The sequence below is a fragment of the Phaeodactylibacter xiamenensis genome (genome assembly GCF_965229835.1).
GTDB classification, from domain to species: domain Bacteria; phylum Bacteroidota; class Bacteroidia; order Chitinophagales; family Saprospiraceae; genus Phaeodactylibacter; species Phaeodactylibacter xiamenensis.
On sequence record NZ_OZ245931.1, the window covers coordinates 6,649,963 to 6,672,077 of the forward strand.

The 22,115-nt window shown below is 52.4% G+C and carries 16 protein-coding genes; 13 read left to right on the top strand and 3 right to left on the bottom strand.

The genetic code is table 11. The features are described from left to right. The first annotated feature begins 7 nt into the window (after nucleotides 1-7). The 12 genes from ACO08I_RS25650 to ACO08I_RS25705 all read left to right on the top strand — a co-directional run bounded on the left by ACO08I_RS25650 (nucleotide 8) and on the right by ACO08I_RS25705 (nucleotide 14,760). Nucleotides 8-355 (top strand): FtsL-like putative cell division protein, encoded by a 348-nt coding sequence (locus ACO08I_RS25650; RefSeq protein ID WP_063978278.1) that lies wholly within the window; start codon nucleotides 8-10, stop codon nucleotides 353-355. Further along, nucleotides 345-2,498: a penicillin-binding protein gene (locus ACO08I_RS25655; protein WP_282774502.1), complete on the top strand. Its 2,154-nt coding sequence runs from the start codon at nucleotides 345-347 to the stop codon at nucleotides 2,496-2,498. Before ACO08I_RS25650 ends, ACO08I_RS25655 begins: the two co-directional genes overlap by 11 nt. Before the next feature lie 67 nt (nucleotides 2,499-2,565). Continuing rightward, nucleotides 2,566-4,032, top strand: a complete 1,467-nt coding sequence (locus ACO08I_RS25660; protein WP_282774500.1) for a UDP-N-acetylmuramoyl-L-alanyl-D-glutamate--2,6-diaminopimelate ligase — start codon at nucleotides 2,566-2,568, stop codon at nucleotides 4,030-4,032. A gap of 74 nt (nucleotides 4,033-4,106) precedes the next feature. Further along, entirely contained in the window at nucleotides 4,107-5,375 is a 1,269-nt protein-coding gene (gene mraY, locus ACO08I_RS25665) for a phospho-N-acetylmuramoyl-pentapeptide-transferase (RefSeq protein WP_282774499.1), read from the top strand. A 91-nt stretch (nucleotides 5,376-5,466) separates the two neighbouring features. Then, nucleotides 5,467-6,771: a UDP-N-acetylmuramoyl-L-alanine--D-glutamate ligase gene (gene murD, locus ACO08I_RS25670; RefSeq protein WP_421947527.1), complete on the top strand. Its 1,305-nt coding sequence runs from the start codon at nucleotides 5,467-5,469 to the stop codon at nucleotides 6,769-6,771. Nucleotides 6,772-6,781: 10 nt separating this feature from the next. Beyond that, entirely contained in the window at nucleotides 6,782-7,924 is a 1,143-nt protein-coding gene (locus ACO08I_RS25675; protein ID WP_282774495.1) for an FtsW/RodA/SpoVE family cell cycle protein, read from the top strand. A 96-nt stretch (nucleotides 7,925-8,020) separates the two neighbouring features. Then, on the top strand, nucleotides 8,021-9,172 hold the full coding sequence (gene murG / locus ACO08I_RS25680) for an undecaprenyldiphospho-muramoylpentapeptide beta-N-acetylglucosaminyltransferase (protein WP_421947528.1): 1,152 nt from the start codon (nucleotides 8,021-8,023) through the stop codon (nucleotides 9,170-9,172). 3 nt (nucleotides 9,173-9,175) lie between these two features. Continuing rightward, on the top strand, nucleotides 9,176-10,531 hold the full coding sequence (gene murC, locus ACO08I_RS25685) for a UDP-N-acetylmuramate--L-alanine ligase (RefSeq protein WP_421947529.1): 1,356 nt from the start codon (nucleotides 9,176-9,178) through the stop codon (nucleotides 10,529-10,531). Nucleotides 10,532-10,559: 28 nt separating this feature from the next. Beyond that, the gene (locus ACO08I_RS25690) at nucleotides 10,560-11,333 is read left to right on the top strand and encodes a cell division protein FtsQ/DivIB (RefSeq protein ID WP_282774490.1); all 774 of its coding nucleotides are present in this window, start codon (nucleotides 10,560-10,562) and stop codon (nucleotides 11,331-11,333) included. A gap of 34 nt (nucleotides 11,334-11,367) precedes the next feature. Further along, nucleotides 11,368-12,684 (top strand): cell division protein FtsA, encoded by a 1,317-nt coding sequence (gene ftsA, locus ACO08I_RS25695; protein WP_044223813.1) that lies wholly within the window; start codon nucleotides 11,368-11,370, stop codon nucleotides 12,682-12,684. Between the two features lie 167 nt (nucleotides 12,685-12,851). Continuing rightward, on the top strand, nucleotides 12,852-14,309 hold the full coding sequence (gene ftsZ, locus ACO08I_RS25700) for a cell division protein FtsZ (RefSeq protein ID WP_282774487.1): 1,458 nt from the start codon (nucleotides 12,852-12,854) through the stop codon (nucleotides 14,307-14,309). Nucleotides 14,310-14,460: 151 nt separating this feature from the next. After that, nucleotides 14,461-14,760, top strand: a complete 300-nt coding sequence (locus tag ACO08I_RS25705) for a hypothetical protein (protein ID WP_421947530.1) — start codon at nucleotides 14,461-14,463, stop codon at nucleotides 14,758-14,760. Nucleotides 14,761-14,894: 134 nt separating this feature from the next. On the opposite strand, the gene ACO08I_RS25710 is transcribed toward ACO08I_RS25705, so the two are convergent. The 3 genes from ACO08I_RS25710 to ACO08I_RS25720 all read right to left on the bottom strand — a co-directional run bounded on the left by ACO08I_RS25710 (nucleotide 14,895) and on the right by ACO08I_RS25720 (nucleotide 21,486). Continuing rightward, a complete protein-coding gene (locus ACO08I_RS25710; protein WP_421947531.1) occupies nucleotides 14,895-16,595 on the bottom strand; it encodes a hypothetical protein in 1,701 nt (566 codons plus the stop codon). Nucleotides 16,596-16,622: 27 nt separating this feature from the next. Next, nucleotides 16,623-17,810 (bottom strand): hypothetical protein, encoded by a 1,188-nt coding sequence (locus tag ACO08I_RS25715; protein WP_421947532.1) that lies wholly within the window; start codon nucleotides 17,808-17,810, stop codon nucleotides 16,623-16,625. Between the two features lie 526 nt (nucleotides 17,811-18,336). Next, complete coding sequence (locus ACO08I_RS25720) at nucleotides 18,337-21,486, bottom strand: lamin tail domain-containing protein (protein ID WP_421947533.1); 3,150 nt, start codon at nucleotides 21,484-21,486, stop codon at nucleotides 18,337-18,339. Nucleotides 21,487-21,918: 432 nt separating this feature from the next. Here ACO08I_RS25720 and ACO08I_RS25725 point away from each other — a divergent pair, with 432 nt between their 5' ends. Next, entirely contained in the window at nucleotides 21,919-22,095 is a 177-nt protein-coding gene (locus tag ACO08I_RS25725; RefSeq protein ID WP_421947534.1) for a hypothetical protein, read from the top strand. The last annotated feature ends 20 nt before the right edge of the window (nucleotides 22,096-22,115 follow it).

Genomic DNA, 22,115 nt, shown 5'->3' on the forward strand with positions numbered 1-22,115 from the left:
AAACCAAATGGCAAAGAGACAAAGCCCAATCGCAGGTCTGTTCGACATGGGGGTCTGGAGCAAAAAGCTGCTGCAGGACCAACTGTTCTACATCCTGTTCCTGGGGTTTCTGACCTTTGTCTACATCGCCAATTCCCACCTTGCGGAGCGGAATGTACGGGAGATTCAAACCCTGCAGAAGGACCTCAAGGAAATGCGCTGGTACTACATGTCTCTGCAATCAGAGAACATGTACAATGCCAAGCGTTCGGAAGTGGCTAAACGGGTGAAAGACAATGGTCTGCGCCCGCATGCATCAAAGCTGAACCGAATACAGGTACGACAGGAATCTTATCAGTTAGGAGATGGATATTAAGAATGAAGTCCTTTACCGGGTCTACTTTCTCCTGTTCGGCATCGTCGTTCCGGTAGCGTTGATATTGATCTATCGTACCGTTGATTTGGCCGTCTTAAATGGCGACAAATGGCGCAAAGCCGGGGAGGATAATTATATGGATTACCGGACGATTGAAGCCGACCGGGGCAATATCTTTGCTGAAGATGGCAGCCTCCTGGCAACGTCTATTCCGTACTTCAATATCCGCTTTGACCCGCTGGCTGCTACGGACGAGGCCTTTGAAGAAAATCTGGATACCCTGGCACACTGCCTGGCTTACTACGTCCTGGAAGATGTGACGGTGGGGGGGGCGAGGGAATATCTGTTGGAGTTGCGTGGTGGTACTGACCGCTACGTATTATTAAAAAAGCAAGTCTCCTACGCGGAGAAAAAGTTCATTGAATCGTTTCCATTATTTCGACTAGGCCGCAATGGTGGAGGCTTCATTGCCGTGAAACGCAGTGAGCGCAAACGGCCCTTTGGCATCCTGGCACAGCGTACCGTTGGGTATGTCCGTGACGGAGCCAAGCCAGTAGGGCTTGAGGGTTACTATGACGAAGTACTGGGCGGGGAGCCCGGTCAGCAGTTGATGGTCTGCGTAGACCGCCGGAAAGACCTTTGGATGCCGGTAGATGACCTCAGTGCGATAGAGCCCCAGAGTGGCAATGACATCGTTACTACAATCGACCTGGATATTCAGGACATTGCCGAGCGGGCGCTGAACCGTGCAGTGAATGCCCACGATGCGGAATGGGGGACAGCTATAGTGCTCGAAGTTGAAACGGGCGCTGTCCGGGCTATCGCTAACCTTGGCCGAACCGATCAGGGCTGGTGGGAGACCTACAACTTCGCTGTTGGAACGGCAGGAGAGCCGGGGTCTACATTTAAAGCGGCATCCGTCCTGGCACTGCTTGAAGATGAGTACCTGACCCTCGATGACTCCATTCGCATCTATAATGGTAAGGCGGAGTTCTACGAAGAGACGATGGAGGACGCCTCACCCTACAGCTACCGTATGGATACCATCAAGCTGCGGGAGGCATTCGAAATCTCCTCTAACGTGGGAATTGCTAAAACCATTGAGCAGTTCTACGGAGAAAAGAATGACGGTAATGACGATGAGGGCGCTGCCCGCTTCGTCCGGCGCCTCAAGCAGTTCAACTTACATCAGCCTGTTGGACTGGAAATAGAAGGGGAAGCCAATCCTTATATCAAGGAAGCCTATAGCGAAGAAGACTACTGGAGCGGCACAACGTTGCCCTGGATGTCGATCGGCTATGAGCTGGAACTGACCCCTCTGCAACTGCTGACCTTTTATAACGCTGTGGCAAATGGGGGCAAAATGATGAAGCCCTATTTGGTCTCAGCCATACAGCGGATGGGCAAAATGGAAGAGCAGTTTTACCCAACGGTAATTAACCGCCGCATCGCTTCTCCAAAAGCCATTAACCAACTGCAGGAGTTGCTGCGGGCGGTGGTGGAAAGCGAACGGGGTACGGCTCATGACTTGTATACCGATGAGTACAGCTTTGCCGGGAAGACCGGTACAGCTCAGGTCAACTATAAGAAAGGGCCCAGAGGGACAAGTATCGGGGGGCATCAGGCTTCTTTTGTCGGGTATTTCCCGGCGGAAGCTCCAAAGTATTCCTGCATCGTGGTCATCAATAAGCCGCGCCGCGGCGGGTTCTACGGAGGTGATGTAGCCGGGCCGGTCTTCCGGGAAATCGCAGACAATATCTACCGGGTGAAACCGGCGCTGCACCCGGTACTCAATGCTCAGGCACCGCCAGCTTACCTGGAAAATACGCTGCCAGGTATGAGTATTGGAGCACAGGACGACTACCGGTCGCTATTGGCTTACCTGGATATGGAGGTGCACGGGGAGCCCGAAACCCAAATGGCAGTACTGAGCCCCCGTTCAGATAGTTTGATGATGGAAACCCGGACGATGGCAGAAGAAACAGTGCCCAATGTAGTCGGTCTGGGATTGCGGGATGCCCTGCATGTGCTGGAAAACCGCGGACTCAAAGTCTCAGTGGAAGGCGTAGGTAAAGTGGCCCGGCAGTCTATCATCCCCGGCACAAGAATCCGCGGGCAGCAGATAAAGCTTTACTTGCGGTAAGCAGGATAAAACAAAACGAAACCAACACCGGAGTACGAAAAGCTCCGAATAAAAACTAGGATGTAGCATGTCTGCAACACTCGAAACCCTCCTGGAACCTGTAAAGGTCCTGGCTGCCAACGGGCCGCTGGGGCAAGAGGTTGAAAGCTTGCAGTTTGATTCCCGGAAAGTAAAGCGTGGTGATGTGTTCATTGCCATCCGGGGCACACAAGTCGATGGGCACGATTATATCGCCTCGGCCGTGGAAAAGGGAGCTGCCGCAATTGTAGCGGAAGTGCTGCCCGAAACCCTGCCGGATCATCTGGCAAGTGTGCAGGTAGCCGATAGCGCAAAGGCGCTCGGTGAGATGGCCAGCCTTTTTTACGGTGAGCCATCGAAACAATTGAAATTGGTAGGGGTGACCGGCACCAACGGCAAAACCACCACCGTAACCTTGCTTCATGAGTTATTCCTGAAGCTGGGCTACAAGGCGGGGCTGCTGTCTACGGTGCGCAATAAGATTGGTGAAACCCCGCTGCCGGCAACGCATACCACGCCCGATGCCCTGTCCGTACAGGCATTGCTGCGGGAAATGGTGGATGCCGGTTGCGACTATGCCTTCATGGAAGTCAGTTCCCACGCAGCGCATCAGCGGCGTATTGCGGGGCTTGACTTTGACGGGGCAGTGTTCACTAATATTACGCACGATCACCTCGATTACCATAAAACCTTTAAGGCCTATATCGAGGCCAAAAAAATGTTCTTTGACATGTTGCCTGACACCGCCTTTGCCCTGGTCAACGTTGATGACCGCCGGGGAGAGGTGATGTTACAAAATACTTTAGCCAAACGCTATACCTATAGCCTTCGGTCTATGGCCAACTTCCGGGCAAAGCTCCTGGATAATTCGGTCACTGGCCTGCAGTTGCTGATGGATGAGCAGGAAGTATTCAGCCGCCTGATTGGCGATTTCAATGCCTACAACCTGCTCGCTGTTTACAGTGTAGCCGTGCTGCTGGGGCAGGACCGGATGGAAACCCTTACAGCGCTGAGTGAACTTGGCGCGGTGGACGGGCGCTTTGAAACCATCGTTACGCCCGGCAAAAGCTACATCGGCATCGTCGATTACGCTCATACGCCGGACGCGCTGGAGAAAGTGCTGCAGACCATTGATCAGCTCCGGCAGCGGGACAGCCGGGTAATTACGGTGGTAGGCTGTGGTGGCGACCGGGATAAAACCAAACGCCCGGTCATGGCCAAGACCGCCTGCGCTCTGAGTGATCAGGTTATTCTGACCTCAGACAACCCCCGCAGTGAAGACCCGGAAGCGATACTGGAAGATATGTGGAAGGGCGTACCTAAGGACGCAACCCGTAAAGTGCTGACGATTGTCAACCGGCGGGAGGCTATCCGGACGGCTGCTGCGCTGGCACAGGGCACAGATATTGTTTTGATCGCTGGTAAAGGGCATGAGAAGTATCAGGAAATCAAGGGAGAACGGCTGCCCTTTGACGATAAAGCAGAATTAGAGGGAGCGCTGAAGGATAAATCCTAGCGGAGCTCTGGAGCTGCGCCCTAAATGCTTATTTTAGCGGCGTTTCTTCAACCACCCAATAACTGATTAACACTATGCTCATTCAACTCGTCGACTGGCTCGGCAATTCCATGGGGGACTTTTCAGGTGCAGGCTTGTTCCGGTACATCACGTTCCGGGCGGGTGCGGCTGCAGTCTTATCTCTGATTATCTCTATGGTTTTTGGGGGCCGCATCATCAACTACCTGCGTTACTTGCAGGTAGGGGAAACGGTGCGCGACCTGGGGCTGAGCGGCCAACTGAGTAAGCAAGGCACGCCGACTATGGGGGGCATTATCATCATTATGGCGATTTTGATCCCTTGTCTGCTGCTGGCCGACCTGAGTAATGTATACGTGGTGCTCATGATTGTTAGCACCGTCTGGATGGCTACGATCGGGTTTATTGACGACTACATAAAGGTATTCCGCAAAAACAAAGAGGGCCTGCGCGGTACGTTCAAAGTGCTGGGGCAGATTGGATTAGGGCTGTTGATTGCCCTGACGATGATCCACAGTGAGGACATCGTAGTCCGCCTGGAGGTGGAAGAAGCAGCGGAGCTGGGGTATACCGAAATGGTGGGCGATACGATCCACGTCCCCGCTGATCTGGCTTTTATCGGGCCAGCTGAGAAGGGCGATTACAAAGCCAATCTGACTAATGTTCCCTTCCTGAAAGGTAACCGCCTGGATTATGCCTGGCTGATGCCGATTCAGGAACCTTCTGCTTCGCGCTGGGTGTGGTTGTTGTTTGTGCCACTGGTCATTTTTGTGGTCACAGCAGTGTCCAATGCCGCCAACCTCACAGACGGGCTGGATGGCTTAGCTACGGGGGTTTCGGGTATTATTGGTGCATCACTTGGTATTTTTGCCTACGTTTCGGGCAATGCCATTGCCGCCAACTACCTGAATATCCTGCACCTGCCGGGCACCGGAGAACTGGTGATTTTTGCGGCTTGCTTTGTGGGGGCGACCCTGGGCTTTTTGTGGTACAATTCCTTCCCTGCTCAGATTTTCATGGGCGATACCGGGAGTTTGACCCTGGGCGGCATCATCGCTGCTATGGCCATTATCCTCCGTAAAGAGCTGCTGATCCCCCTGCTGTGCGGTATTTTCCTGGTGGAAAACCTATCGGTAGTGCTGCAAGTCAGCTATTTCAAATACACCAAGCGCAAATACGGCGAAGGCCGGCGCATATTCCTGATGTCCCCCCTACATCACCACTATCAGAAAAAAGGCATGCCGGAAGTGAAAATCGTCACCCGTTTCTGGATCATCGGTATCCTACTGGCGGTATTGACGATCATCACGCTGAAAATCCGGTAGTCACCAACACATTACACAAATAAACAAATATGCACCAGAATCACCTTAGCTGTGGTTCTGGTTTCGGTATATGACCGGAAAACGCTGAAACATGAAAAACATCGTCATACTCGGAGCCGGCGAAAGTGGCGTAGGCGCTGCCCTGCTGGCTCAACAAAACAGGCATCATGTCTTTGTCTCCGACCGCGGGGGCATTGCAGAAAAATACAAGCGTGAGCTGGAAAGCCACGGCATTGCATACGAAGAAGGGCAACACACCCGGGACCGTATCCTGCAGGCCGATGAGGTGATCAAAAGCCCGGGCATTCCCGATCACGTACCCTTGATAAAAGAACTGGTAGGCAAAGGCATACCGGTTATTGCTGAAATTGAATACGCAGCCCGCTACCACCAATCAAAAGTGATGGGGATTACGGGCAGCAACGGAAAAACCACCACCACCCGCCTGGCTTTCCACCTCCTGCAAACCGCAGGGTTTGATGTGGAAATGGGCGGTAATGTCGGCAAAAGCTTTGCCCGCTGCCTCACGGAGGCCCACCGGGCGTATTACGTGCTGGAGCTGAGCAGCTTTCAACTGGATGGCATCGTGGACTTCCGGCCGGATATTGGGATGATCCTTAATATCTCGCCTGACCACCTCGACCGCTACGATTACAAAATGGAAAATTACATCCGGTCTAAATTCCGGATTTCCATGAATCAGCGGCCGGAAGATGTCTTCCTGTATCAGGCAGAGAATGAGCATATCGCTGCTTTTCTGCCGGAGCACGACATTCGGGCAGAAGCGCTGCCGATGCTGCGGGCGGCTCTCACGGAAAACGGCTTTATGGCAGGCGGTCATCATTTTGACCTTCGGCCGGCCAAACTTCGGGGAGAGCACAACGCATTCAACGCACTGTTTGCCACTACGGCAGCACTACGTTGGGGCGCGGCGCCGGAGGCTATACAGCGAGGGCTGGAAACCTTCACTCCGGTACCGCACCGCATGGAGGTGGTGGGCACCTGTCAGGGTGTGGAGTACATCAATGACAGCAAAGCCACCAACGTGGATGCGGTGTACTACGCACTCGATGCCATGCCAAAGGGCGTGGTTTGGATTGCCGGCGGGCAAGACAAAGGCAACGATTACGAGCCTCTGCTGCCGCTCGTCCGGGAGAAAGTCCGGGCAATGGTGGCGCTGGGCATTGACAATACGAAACTGAAAGCCACTTTCGGGGGCCTGGTAGACACCTTTGTGGAAGCCCGGTCGGCAGAAGAGGCGGTCGAACAGGCCGCAGGGCTGGCAAAAAACGGAGAAAAAGTCCTCCTTTCGCCAGCGTGCGCCAGCTTCGATTTATTTAAAAATTACGAACAACGGGGCGAGCTGTTTAAGGCAGCCGTCCGGCAATTAAAATAAACAGACAAGCATGTCGCTAGCAACGAGAATATATGCAGAACTTCAGGGAGATCGCGCCATTTGGGCGGTGATTGCCCTGTTGGCGCTTTTCTCGGTCATGGCGGTGTACAGCTCAACGGGTACACTGGCTTACCGGGAGATGGGCGGCAACACGGAGTCCTTTCTCGTCAAGCATTTGCTGATCGTAGTGGGCGGTCTGTTCCTGACGTATTTGGCGCACCTGATGCACTACATGAAGTATTCCCGTTCAGCGCCCGTGCTTTTGCTGATTTCGGTCCCACTGCTGATTTACACTATCGCTTTTGGAGCCGATATCAATGATGCCCGCCGTTGGATTGAAGTGCCCTTTGTCGGGGTGACTTTCCAAACGTCGGACTTTGCCAAGCTGGCGCTGATTATCTACCTGGCCCGTATGATCGGGTCAAAGCAGGATTACATCAAAGACTTTCAGTCGGCTTTTGTGCCGATCATTGTGCCGGTACTCATCATCTGCGGGCTGATTGCGCCGGCGGATTTATCGACAGCCATTCTGCTGTTTTTCACGAGCATCATGATGATGTTTGTAGGCAGGGTTGCGCTGCAGTATATCGCGTTGCTGTTGCTGCTGGGCATTGTGGTGTTTGCGATGCTGGTGCTGCTTGGGGAATTTTTCCCTGATGTGGTCCGTTCCGATACCTGGGTCAACCGGGTCCGGGAATATATGGACAACCCGGATGGCGGTTATCAGGTACAGCAGGCTAAGATTGCTATGGCGAATGGCGAATGGCTTGGCCTTGGGCCGGGGAACAGTATTCAAAGGAATTACCTGCCATCCCCGTATTCTGACTTCATCTACGCTATCATCGTGGAGGAGTATGGCATCTTTGGTGGCTTTGCCATCATCGGTCTGTATGTAGCCCTGTTTTTCCGGTCCACCCGTTTGGTGACTAAGAGCCCCAAAGCGTTTGGTGCTATGCTTGTGATCGGGCTGAGCATCAGTCTCGTGCTGCAGGCCTTTATCAATATCGCGGTTTCGGTCCACCTTGTACCTGTTACAGGGGTGACGTTGCCGATGGTGAGTATGGGCGGTACTTCGATCCTGTTTACTTGTATCTCTTTTGGGATGATCCTGAGTGTGAGCAAGTACATTGAGACGGTTGATGGGGGAGGGTAGTGGTTTAGAGGTTAGGAGTGAGTGGTGATTGAGAAAGAGCATTGAAAAAGCCGAGTCGAGTACGAAGGCTGAACATAGAGGAATAAATTATTGAAAGTGGCCATAGAAAAAGAAAAGCCGGGGGATAATTCCCCACACTCCGCCCCCAGGATCATCATATCCGGAGGGGGGACCGGTGGCCACATTTTCCCCGCTATTGCCATCGCTGATGCGGTGAAGGCCATAGCACCGGAAGCAGACATCCGGTTTGTCGGGGCGAAAGGAAAAATGGAGATGGAGAAAGTCCCCAAAGCGGGCTACCCCATCGAAGGGCTGTGGATCAGCGGATTCCAGCGAAAATTGACATTACGGAACCTGAGTTTCCCCTTTAAGCTCATCAGCAGTTTGTGGCGGTCGCGGCGGATCATCCGGCGTTTTCGGCCACAGGTGGCTGTGGGCGTGGGAGGGTACGCAAGCGGGCCTTTGTTGCAGGTCGCGAACAGCCGGGGCATTCCCACCCTGCTGCAGGAGCAAAATTCCTTCCCGGGCATTACCAACCGGTTACTGGGTGGGAAAGCCGACAGGATCTGCGTGGCTTACGAAGGTATGGAGCGGTTTTTTCCGGCAGAAAAGCTGTTGCTCACCGGCAATCCGGTCAGGGCACAGTTGCAGGATCTCCGGGCGACCAGGGAGGAAGGCGCAAAGCACTTCGGATTTGATCCGGCAAAACCCATCCTGTTCGTTTTTGGCGGAAGCCTGGGGGCACGGTCGATCAACGAAGCGATGGCAGCGAATGCCGAAGCGCTGAAAGCCCGGCCCGATGTACAGGTGCTCTGGCAGGTAGGCAAGCTTTACGAAGCCACCTTCACCACTTGCGAAACGGCACAGTTGCCCAACGTGAAAGCACAGGCTTTCATCGACGGCATGGACCTGGCCTACACGATGGCGGACGTCATCGTTGCCCGCTCCGGTGCCCTGACGATCTCAGAACTGCAATTTGCCGGGAAACCGGCGATTTTCATACCCTCCCCAAACGTGGCGGAGGACCACCAAAGCAAAAATGCACAGGCTTTAGTTCGTAAAGATGCTGCCCTGATGATTCCGGATGCCGCAGCCAACGACCGAATTCTGAAGGATGCCATTGCTTTGATTGATGATGAGGAAAGGCGCCAAACGCTGAGCGCCAACATCAAAAAACTGGCACAACCGGATGCAGCGGAGCAAATTGCCCGCGAAGTGCTCCGGCTGGCCCAATCGGCAAAGCCATAACCGATGGACTTGAAAAGCATAAAAACCGTGTACTTCATCGGAGTGGGAGGGATTGGCATGAGCGCCATCGCCCGCTACTTCAACGGCAGAGGTGCCAAAGTACTCGGCTACGATAAAACCTCAACCGAGCTGACCAGAACGCTGGCAGCAGAAGGCATTGACATACATTACGAAGAGGACGTCTCCTGGATACCGAAGGACGTTGACCTGGTGGTTTACACTCCGGCAGTGCCTGACACGCATGCGGAGTTGCAGTACTTCCGGCAGCAGGGCACGCCCATCAAAAAGCGGGCCGAAGTGCTGGGTATCATCAGCCGGGGTATGAAAGCGATTGCCATCGCGGGTACGCATGGCAAGACCACGACGACTACGCTGACGACCTACCTCCTGCGGGAGTGTGGGATCAGTTGCACGGCTTTTCTCGGCGGCATCGCCCTTGATTTCGAGACCAACTTTGTGGAAGGGCAGTCGGAATGGGTGGTCGTGGAAGCCGATGAATACGACCGGTCTTTCCTGCACCTGAGCCCCAATATTGCGGTTGTCCTTTCTATGGATGCGGACCACCTTGATATCTACGGCGACCGGGCGTCTTTGCATGAAACCGGGTTCCGGGCTTTCGCCAAAAAACTGGAGCCGGGCGGCAAGCTGTATTTGCAGCACCGCTGGGCAGCAGAGATGGGGAATGTACCCGGGCTGGAGCTTTTTGGAGTGGAAGGTGGCAGCTACCGCGCAGATCATATCCGTGTGGAAGACGGCTACTTTACCTTCGATTACCACAGCCCGGCGCACCGGCTTGAAGGGCTGCAACTGAGCCTGCCTGGCCGGCACAACGTCGAAAATGCAACGGCAGCCATCACGGTGGCTTTGCAGCTGGGCGGCAAAGGCGAAGACATCCGGCGGGCCCTGCGCAGTTTCCGGGGCATCCGGCGGCGGTTTGAATTTTTGCACCGCAGCGAAGGTCAGGCCTACATCGATGATTATGCCCATCATCCGGAAGAACTGCGGGCCGCAATCGGAGCAGCAAAAGAGTTGTTCCCGGACCGCGAAGTGACCGGCATTTTTCAACCGCATCTGTTCTCGCGTACGCGGGACTTCGTGGATGGATTCGCCCGGGCGCTGGAACAGCTGGATGAAATCTGGCTGATGGATATTTACCCGGCCCGTGAAGCACCGATTCCCGGTGTGGACAGTGCCTGGTTGTTTGACAAAATAAACCACCCCCGCAAGCATTTGGTGCAGGCGGAGGAGGTACTTCAGCTGGTTCAGGAGCGGCAGCCCAAAGTGTTGCTTACCCTTGGTGCCGGTGATATTGATTTACTCAGAAACCCATTGAAGGACTACTTCGGGGGAAAAGCATAAGGAAATGGCGATACCGCTACTACAAAATATGGACCCTAAAACACAGCGTATGCTTCGGCGCATCGGCTGGGTAGTCCTGTTTTTGGGCGTGCTGGTGATCTATATTTCGGCGGTGGAACAGAAAGGCGGCAGTGCGGTAAAGGATATTATTGTGAATATAGAACCGTTACCGGATGGGAACAGCCTTTTGGCAGATGCTGATGTAAGAGGCGCTATAGAACGGGCTTTTGACCAACCACTGGAAGGGCAGTCGCTGTCAGACATCGATATTGAGCGCCTGGAGCAGGTGCTGGAGGCAGAGCCTTTTATTCTGGATGCAGAGGCTTATGTGACGGCAGGTAACCATATCGTCATTGACATCAACCCCAGGGAGCCGATTCTGCGGGTCATTGACAATAACGGGTATAATTACTACCTGGACCGGGACGGGATACAAATGCCCCTCTCGGAGCACTTTACCGCAAAAGTGCTGGTGGCGACGGGTAGTTTGCCGACCTACAATGAGACCTTCCTGGAGCGCAAACGCAACCGGCTGAAGGACGCCTTTTTACTGGCGCAGCTCATTTTGAGTGATCCGTTCCTGGCGCCTTTGTCAGAACAGATTTACTTCGACAGCCGGGGGAAGATCACCCTGGTACCGAAGATTGGCAGTGACCGTATTGAATTTGGAAGCTTTGAAGACGCCCGCAGTAAGCTGCGTCGAATCAAAATATTTTATAAGGAAGTGCTGCCCTATACCGGGTGGCGGACCTATGATGAGATTAGTGTTGCCTATGATGACCAGGTGGTCGGGCGTAAGTAATTTTGAAAACGAAAACTACAGTTAAATGATACCCATGAGTGAGACCAATGTAAACAAATCGGAAATCATTGTTGCGCTCGATATCGGGACAACAAAAATCTGTGCCATCGCGGGCCGTCGGGATGAGCATGGCAAAATTGAGGTACTGGGCTTTGGCAAAGTCGCCTCCGAGGGCGTACTGCGCGGCGTAGTGTCGAATATTGAAAAGACTGTTAAGGCCATTGCTGAAGCGGTGAACATGGCGCAGCGTACTGCCGGGCAGACCTTCAAGGTGGTGCACGTGGGTATCGCCGGGCAGCACATCAAGAGCTTGCAGCACCGCGGCATCCTTACCCGGGATTCTGATCATACCGAAATCAGCCGCCGGGATATCGACCGGCTGATCAGCGATATGTTCAAGCTGGTACTGCCGCCGGGCGACAAGATTTTGCATGTTATTCCACAGGAATATACGGTGGATAATGAGCAGGGGATTACGGATCCAATTGGTATGTCCGGCATTCGTCTGGAAGCCAACTTCCACATTATTACCGGTCAGATTTCTGCTTCCAACAACATTCACCGCTGTGTAGAGCGCACCGGGCTGAAAGTGGCGAATATGACCCTTGAGCCTATCGCTTCTGCTTCTGCGGTGCTGAGTGAGGAAGAGAAGGAAGCCGGCGTGGCACTCGTTGACATCGGTGGTGGCACCACGGATATTACCATCTTCCAGGAAGGCATCATCCGGCACACTGCGGTAATTCCCTTTGGCGGCAATGTGATCACCAAAGACATCAAGGAAGGCTGCACCGTGATGAAGCCACAGGCAGAGAAACTGAAAGTGAAGTTTGGCTCCGCACTGGCGGAGGAAGTATACGACAACCGGATCATCTCCATTCCCGGCCTGCGCGGTCAGGACCACAAGGAGATTTCCGAAAAGAACCTCGCGCGTATCATTCAGGCACGGGTGGAAGAAATCCTGGACTATGTGATTTGGGAAATCCGCCGTTCCGGCTTTGAGCGCAAGCTTATTGGCGGCATCGTGCTGACGGGTGGAGGAGCGCTGCTCAACCACATTGATAAGCTTTCCGAGTACCACACGGGCATGAGTACCCGCATTGGTACGCCGGTGGAGCACCTGGCGCACGGGTACCACGAGCACCTGAGCAGCCCGATTTACTCGACCGGTGTGGGCTTGCTGATTAAAGGACTGGATGACCTGGAAGCAGGGCTCATCCCGGCGCAAGCCGAAGAACCCGCCGAAGAAGAAGAAGTTACGGTAGAGAAAGAACCGGCAGGCAGCAACTGGTACGATCAGCTTTTCAAACGCACGAAAGAGTGGTTTGAGGCCGAGCCGGATAATGAATTCTAAATCTGGCCCCATTAGGCAGCAAGCAAACCTTGTTCCGGAGCGGGAGGGACGCCCGGTACCGGAACGGGGTGCAACAAACAACAAACGAACGCTGATACTTCAATTAACCATGTTGGGTCCACGCAAAGCGCAGCAGGAAAGCCCAGCAAAATAAAAAACAAGCAGTTATGGTATTTGATTTGCCAAAAGATGAAAGCCCGATTATAAAAGTACTGGGCGTGGGCGGCGGCGGCAGCAACGCCGTGACGCACATGTTCCGGCAGGGCATCGTAGGGGTTGACTTTGCGATTTGCAATACCGATTCACAAGCCATGGAACTCAGCCCGGTGACTACCCGCATTCAGCTGGGGCCCAACCTGACCGAGGGCCGGGGTGCCGGTTCAAAGCCAAATATCGGCAAAATGGCCTGTGAAGAATCCATTGAAGCCGTTAAAGCTTATCTGGAGAATAACTGCCGCATGCTCTTTATCACAGCGGGTATGGGCGGTGGTACAGGTACGGGTGCAGCTCCGATCATTGCCAAAACAGCCAAGGAAATGGATATCCTTACCGTGGGTATCGTTACGCTGCCTTTCACTTTTGAGGGGCGCCGCCGTACCTCTCAGGGTTCTGAAGGCCTGGAGGAGCTGAAAAAGAACGTCGATACCCTGATTGTCATCTCCAATGATAAGCTGCGGCAGATTCATGGCAACCTGTCCATCTCTGATGCTTTTGCGGAAGCGGACGACATCCTGACTACAGCAGCCAAGGGCATCGCGGAGATCATCACAGTGCCGGGCTACGTAAATGTGGACTTTGAGGACGTCAACACCGTTATGCGCGAAAGCGGTGTAGCCATTATGGGTACTGCCTCCGCTGAAGGGGAAGACCGGGCCAAACGGGCTGTGGATGACGCACTGCATTCTCCGCTGCTTGAGGATAACGACATCCGCGGGGCACAGCATATCCTGCTCAATATCACTTCCGGTACGAAGGAAGTCACCATGGACGAGATCTTCGAGATCACCGAATTCGTGCAGGAGGAAGCTGGTTACGGTACAGACCTGATCTGGGGTAACTGCTATGATGAAGAGCTGGGTGAGAAGATCAGTGTGACGGTTATCGCTACTGGTTTTGAGCACAATAAGCAGAAAAAGGCGAATAAAGTTGCGGATGACAAGGTGATCGTTGCGCTGGATGAGGATCAGCCTAAACCTCCTGTTGAGGACCAGCCAAAAAAAAAGGGCCTGGCAGATATTGGGTATGAGCCTTCCGGCAATGGCCGGCACACCGTAGAGTTTGATGATGTGCGCGAAACTATTGCGAAATACCAAAGCCGTGGCCGGTACTCCTATGACGAGCCCTATGTGAACACAGAGGGCGGTGAGGCTTCAGATGAAGACCGGGATCAGTTTCTGGAAAGAGAGCGTAAGCGCCGCGAACGTCTGCGCAATAACCGCGTAAAGCTGAGCAACCCACAGGCCATCATCGAACTGGAGAACGAGCCAGCTTACCTGCGCCGGGGCGTGAATCTGGATAATGTGCCGGATTCCAGGGAAGAGTCACATTCCACCTGGAGCATCAACGATGATGATGAGCTGGAGGTCCGTGGCGGCAATTCCTTCCTTCACGATAATGTAGATTAGGCGGAAGCCTGATTTTTTAAGATACTTTTGCTTTCGTAGGCGGCTTGACTCAAATGGGGTTAAGCCGCTTTTTTGTTGAAGTTTTTTAGGGAAATACATGAACAAAAACACCAGATTCAGAGTTACACCATTGAATTTCGAATCAAAACCAATGGATAACCGAAAAATAAAATTAGCGCTTACCGTGGGGATCCTGAACCAGACTGGTCAGGGTAATACGCTGCAGCTGGTTAGACGGCTTATGAATAAGTTTCGCGCTGAAGCGGGAGACTTTCTGGGGCTGCGTCAATTAGAAGATCAGGTGCTCAATCGTTCGCATACGCTACAGTCCTTCGCATTGGATTTTGAGCACTACACGCTCAATCTGGATATCGTAAACAACCGTACAGATAATACAGAATCAATCAACAGGTTAGAGTTCTCTACTCCAACACCCATGATTGCTGCTTAAAGACATGATATAGTAGTTTTTTACGGCGCAAGCCCGATTGCATAGGGTGGCTTGCGCTATTTTTTTGCCTGGATGCTAAAAAGCCCCACCGAAACAACGCCGGCGGGGCTTCTCTTTAAATGCGTCTGTATCTTTTAGCCTCCGAGGAGGATGTCGCAGTATTCCTGTGGGATGACAACATCTTCCACAATGATAGAAGACCGGTTGTCTGGGTTGTCAAGGTCTACCTCAAGCTTGTAGTCTTCCACTTCCAGGGTCTGAGACTCCACGACAATATCCATAAAATCATAGGTGCGGCCGGCGTAAACGAGCCTGAAGTCATATACCTCGCCCCGGAAAAGGCGGCTGGTAGTGAAGGCACCGCCAATGACCTGAGCGAGCGGTTCCCAGCGCTGCCCGGTTTGCCGGAAATAAATCACAGCATCTGGCTTAATGATTATGTCAGGCCCTGCTCCTTCGCACAGACCGGAGAACCGGACGTCCAGCATCAACGGGCTCGGGGGTTCAAAGGTCTTCATATCCAGGACTGTGGTAGAGTTACAGATGGTCGTAAATGGAGGCGAAGTGTAGATGACCTGATTGCCTTCAGATACTTCCATATACAAAGTCCGGTTCTTCGGGATATTATACATGTTGATGGTTTGCCCGTTCAACGCTTTGAAGTAGCGGCGGTAGCTGAAACGACGTCCGGTGATAGCGTCATAAAGTTGCCCTCTGAGCCAGGGCGCATCCCGGTAGTTGTTGTAGTCAGATTCGACCACCAGCCGAACCGGCTCATACCAGCGGCAGGAGTTGTAGAAGTAGTCAAAGTTCCACCACGAAAGGTGGGTGATCAGCATCGTAGCGCTAAGGTTGCCATCCGCGTCTTTTTCTACAACGGCCTCGCCTTCGTGCTTCCACTGTCCGGTATTATCATCGAGTGACCAGATGGGGATAATGTCCCCTTCTTTTACCTGCTGCCCTGTAGCCGGGTCGATGGTCTCCGGATTAATCCCGACTTCCACTTCTACCGGCTCAGAAAAGTCGGTCACCTCATCATTGCCAACAAACATATCGAGTGCAACAAAACCAGCGGTTACAAATTCTACCGGCTCCATTTCATTGCCATTTTCGTCTACTACGTTGGTAGCCGTGAAGCCACCAGGGAAAGAGGCCAGAGATTCATCGCTGCGGTTGTCGAAATGTACCAGTTGCACCTCAATGTTACCGATAAGCTCTTCCCCCTGTGCATTCATCACTTTAGTACCTTGCTTGAGCCTGACACTAGCCATTTCCTCTTTGCCGGCGACCATTGGGGTCGAGAATGCGGTGTCCTGCATAACACCGTCAGCGTCCGCAGAAGTTGTTCCCAACTGAAGGCTTACCCCTTTAGGCGGGGCATTGAGGCTCACCATGTTGACTGGGATATACTGATATGTAGTGTCATAGAGCACAATATTCTGAACCGTCTTTACATAACCCGGCGCTTCTGCAATGACCGTAAGTTCCAATGGGTCATCCTCAGTGATCATGACTTCCTTGTCTAATCCGATTTCAAGGAAGCCTGCCACGGGTTTCAAGTCCCGCTTACCGTCTGTAGAGTAAATCAGGTCCTTATCCGGGCCCTCAATGGTAATGGTGAGGTTATCGGGAGCGTCACCGCCTGTGTCCAGGTTGGCATCACCAAAGTAGAAGGCAACGGGCACCCGGAAGATATCAGTATTAATGTTGAGGTTGACGCCATCAACGTACCCTTCTATCAAATCCTCCCGAGCTTCCTCTGTACAAGTAGTTACCAAAAAGGCAAGCATTAGAACGGCGCTTAGTCGTAGGGTATTTAATAATAGCTTTTTCATAAGTATTTGGATTGGATGATTCAGGGTTTACTGCTCGGCTTCGAGCGGGAAATGTTGTGTAATCGTTTTGGCTGCTCCACCGGGGTCCGCTTTAAGTACCTTTTTGAAAGGCTTATAGCCAGGGACGGTGATGTTGAGCTCATAGGTGTCTCCCGGATCAAGACCGAGGGTGAACTGCCCGGTAGGGTAGGGGCCGGTGCGCTCCAGGGTTTTGTCGCCATTGGGGCGCACTTTGTACAGATCTATGTAGGCCTGGCGCAGCTCTAAATTTGTTACTGCGTCAACGGCAGCACCTTTCACTATGAGGTAAGGTGAGGCCGTTGGTATGGCCTGCTTTGGCGGTGCCGGGTTGGCATCTGTAAGTTGTTCTTTGGTCTCGCTTTCAAGACGCTCTTTTGCAACGGGCTCCGGTGCATCCACCATTTCGGAAGTCCCCTCCGCGCCAGGGCGCAAGCCAAACAAGTCTTTTGGCAAATTAAATTTATAAGCCAACCGGAAGCCTACCGAGGGGTGTACCCGTACATTTTTAAAGTTTTCGGAAAGGACCGGGCCATTTTGGGCATTGTCGCTTAACAGGCCTGTTGAATTAAACCGGATATCCGGGCGCCCTCTCACCATAGCTCCGGCCTCCAACGCAAAGCTCAGGTGCCTCACGCCAAGCGAACGGCCGAATCCGAGCCCAAAGTAAGGGTAAACGGCAGAGCCGGTGGTGTAATTTACATTGATGGTGCCAATGCGATCAGGCGTCAGTTCGTAGTCATTGACTGCTACGCCTTCTGCAAATTCACCATTGACATTGATGTAATTATTGAGATTGACCATCACGCCGCCCATGAGGCGGAAAGAGCGTTTTTCCCCAATGGGCAACTCTGCAATCAGCCCAAGGGTGCTGAGGTCAAGATCGGAGCTCAGAATCAGGCTCTGTCCGGAGAACCCGAGCGAAGAGGCATTAAAGCTAAGCCCTTCTACATCCATGCGCATGCGGTTGTAGGATATGCGGAAGTTGACGGGCTTTATGACCCTCAATGTGGCATCAACACCAAAAAAGGCATGGGTGCCCGAGCTTAAACCAATAGACATAGCGGGCTGAAAGGTGGAAGCAGGCGGTTCAGCTGCTTCGGCTTGCCCATAGGCGGCACCTATGGGCACTGAAGAAAAATAAATCGCAAAAACGAACGTGAGTATTCCGCTTGCGGCGTGTAGTTTAATCCTCATAGTAGTAAGGGTTTAGAAATCCGGAATTTGGGTATTTTATTATCAAAAGCCTACCAGAAAACGGTAAGTGTTATCCCTTTTCTATTGCCCTTAGGGCTTCTCGAAAAATAAGTTTTACAATTGGGTTTTGCCTTGATGAGGGACAAAACCAACCATCGGGCGGGTTTTGGGACTTATCAAGGCAAAAGCTACCAATGCCATTGTAAAACTTATTTTTGCCCCGCTACTTAGTGTGTAGTTTGCAGTTGTGTTTGTTTTTGGGCAATGTGAATGTATACGGTAGGAATTTAAGGAGGTTGCAAATCGAGGTGATTTTTTGACCGGCATAAATTAGTATTTTCCAAATATTTTAAGGTTGGCAGCTAAAGAGAAACATGGCTTAACGGTAAAATTTGCCAGGGTTTGGCTATTTGGTGTCCTGGGAGTAGTCAAATAAAAAAGCCCCCCTGCGGACGATCCGCAAAGGGGGCAGATTATCTCAATGCGCAACCAGAAGGCCAATGCTTCTGATTCGATTGATTTTCATTTATTGCTTGGTAAAGCGCAGCGTCTCCAGGATGCCGCCCTGGCCCTGTACTTCCAGGAAGTACAGGCCGGCAGGCAGCGTTGCCACATCAAGCTGAGTTTGTACAGCGCCTGTACCTACCTGCTGCTGACGGAGCGCCTGCCCAAACTGATTGCGGACAACCACGATGGTGTTGTCCTCTAGTGCACGCTCGAAGCGCAGGTTCAGTGCATCACGGGTTGGGTTCGGGAACAGGATGGTATTGCGTACCTCCTGAGCTGGTACTTCAAAGGTAACTGCGTTGCCGGTTTGTGCTTCTGCTCCGCGCTTCAGGCTGATGCCGTTGATGGCATCCTGCACTTCCTCTGAGAGGGTGGGGTTGGAATTGCCAAGCACCGTTACATTACTGAATACCGCACTTGCAGGCGTATTGTTGACAGAGAAGACCACCATACCGACTTCCACGCAGGCATCCATCGGCACATAAGCGGCATTCACGAATGCGAAGCTGCCGCCACTAGTGCTGCTGTAGCCAATGATGTAGTCGCCCTGACGTACCAAACGCAGCCACCGTGGGAATGGGCGGTAGAAAGAGGTAAAGCTGCGGTTGGCATCCGTGTCGTACCGGGTAGACCAGTAGATATTGCCGGTGATGTTGGTAAGCATGTTAACCATTTTGGCACCCGCTGCAGTGCTCTCACGGATAGCAATACCAGGGAATCCGCCCTGACGGCTCTCTACCTTTACTGTGATGGATCCATTGCCGCAAAGTTCCTGAGAAATGAAACCGGTGTTATCTGAGTCATCTTCCAGCGGGAAGTTGCGGCCTCCGCTGGTAATCGCAAATTCACCATTATTGGCGTTGCACACCTCATAGCTAAACTCATTCTCGCCTTCGCCTACATCGCTGGCACCCCATGGTGCAGGCAGTTCACCTGATTCGTCTACCACAGTGATATTAGCAGTACAGCTCTGCGGGCCTTCCGGGGTGTTGACCATGACGGTCACCATAACGGTTTGGCCAAGGTCATCACAGCTCAGCGTAGCTGGGCTGATCATGCCGAGTGTGATTTCGGGGCAATCAGATGGATTGTCCTGATTGTCGATGTTGACCACGTCCGCTTCCGAAAGGCTGTAAGAACCAAAGTCGAGCAGTACATCGTTATTAACACACTCGAAGGTAGGGTCTTCACAGCAGTCCACATCCGCATTAGCGCCGCCTTTGGTGTTTTGGCAGGTCTCGGTCCATACGCCGTCAATGAGTTGCAGGGAGCCTTCTTCTGGTGTGCCGCTGCCTTCAGTAACGCCTACGTTGGTGCTGGCAAAGCCATCGACGGTCATATCGCCCTCGTAGCTTAACAGCTGGAAAATTGAACCATTGCACTCTAGTGCGATGCCATCAGGTCCGCCGTTTTGCAGGGAGCTGAACTCGAAATAGTAGTAGGTTATACCGCTGGCGGTGCTGCCTACACTGAAGTTGTCAAGGGTTTCGCTATCGTAGGAGGTGTTGTTGCTGCCATTGTAGAGCACGACTTCAATACCGGACAGGTCACCCTCAAATTCTTCGGAAACGGCTACTTCCACAAACTCATTGACGTCGCCGCCAGCGTTATCGTAGTGGAATTCACTGATGAAGATGTCATCGGTAGTTGGGCAGGAGACGCATTCCGGGACACGGAAGTAGAAAATAGCTGACTTGCAGGTCGAATTTCCACTATCAACGATTTGGATTTTAGCTACTTCACCAGGGGTATTGCCGGTAATGTTCGCTTGGCCTATTGCAGAAATAGTACCGTTTTGAACACTTGATATGATAGTCCCGTAGTTTATATTGGTTTCAGGGTTTAGCATTAAATAATCTTCCCCTGCTCCGGAAGTTACCGTGGCACCACCAGTGAAATTGGAGTCCCCTTCATTTGGGGCTCCCAGGCAGCTAAGCCCGGAGAAGGACACATTGGTGAAGCCGCAGGTGCTCGCCGGGGCTGCTGGAGTTGATGTGCATTCGGTCACGTCGAGGTCAGCTACGTCTTGTGGCTGGTTAGAGTTATGATTAGTACAGCCGCTGGCAGTGGAACCATCCGAATAGACTTCCCAGTTAGCTTCATCCCAGCTGCCGTTATTTGGACCGGGGGTTGTCCGAATGGCTACGCCATCTTCAAATTCGTGGCAGGTATTCGAACCATCTTCACCAATAACTCCGAAAAAGTCAATAACCGTTTCAGAGCCATTAATGATCGCTATTTGATCGTCCCCATTGCTATCAGCAGGCCCGTCGGAGCCTCCGTCTATAACCGGAGCAAAACCGTAAGCCGTCATAAATTCATCTGCATCTTTTGCAATGTAAGCACAGCTACCCGCTGCAAGCGTTCCGATCGAGCTAAGGCTGATGTCTTTACTAGTGGAAGGGGTGCTACTTCCATTTGTCCAGCGGCGCAGCGCCCATCCGGTCAGGTCAACACCGCTAGTGCCGCCATTTTTTATTTTAACAAAACGGGCATTTGCATTATCATTAGGGTCAGCGATCATCTCAAGGTAGATTTCCGGCGTGCTAGGAGGCGGAGGAGGAACGACACCCGTACCAGCAGTAGGCGTATTGTCATTGCCCAGGTTAAAGTCACTGATGACCCAGTCGCTGGCCATATCTGTGTCTACGCCATCCGTTACCCGGCGTACGCCTGCCGGGAAGAAATTGCCATCCGGTCCGATTACCGGGGCATCGAAGTAAAAGAATTCAGGGGCTTCTTCATCGGTAACTGCCACCACATCCCGCCAGAATTCTCCACCGGTAATAGCCGATCCGGAAATACTGCTTGTTACCACAAGGCCATAGGTGGTGCTGCTGTTTTCGAGGGAATTGGTGATGATCTTGTTAGGGGTTACGCCATACTCCGTGTTGACAAGTGCGTTACCAATGAGGTAAAACCCATTGGAGCCAATAATATCATCGGCTCCGAAATCAAACCGGAAGTCAATCGCTCCATTATCCGATTGATCATCAGATTCTACCCCGATGACACTTAGACCAAGTAGTGGTGTACCGGGTTCACCGTAAATTTCTACATACTCCACATCAGCGCCTGCGGTGCTGATTAGTAATTCATTCAGCACTTGTGCCTGTAGTGTTGTTCCGAACATACATAGCGCAAAGAGCATTAAGTAAATTTGTCTCATGCTGTAGTAATAGTTTTATAGATTCAGTAATTTTTACCAATAAATCAAGAGGTCTCCGGGTGGAAGACAAGGGGGAGCTTATGATATACGCAATACGAAGTGTTTTGCGACATCGGCCCGTGACGAAGCGTAGCTTGTCAGGACAGGTGCAAGCCATTTCCCAGCGTAAATGCTGACATTGAGCAGGTTTGCTGTGGCAAACCACTTAATCGTCAGTATAAGTAGTAGCCTAAAACAGTCGTAAATAGAATTACGGTGCGGGGGGAGCGTGCATATTTTTTCTAAAGATGCCACAAAATAATCAATTCTCAGCGATTTGCCCAATTCACGCATGTTAACTATTTGTATATTTTGCTGTTTGCCAGGTCAAATGCCACTCCGGGCGTACAGAATGAGGATTTTTTTTAGCTTAGCCCTACCTAATAGCACTACATGAGTAATCATATCAAAAGACCGGACTCCAAGATTGGGAACCAACTCGAGTTGCTGTCCTTCCATATCCCTAAGTCGGCCGGAACCTCCTTCCGGAACATGCTGCGCGATGTGTATGGTGCCGAAGCCGTACTGCGTTTTGATACGCCCCTGCGCGGTAGGGGTAAATTCCGGTAGAACAGCAGCCGTTCACCGGT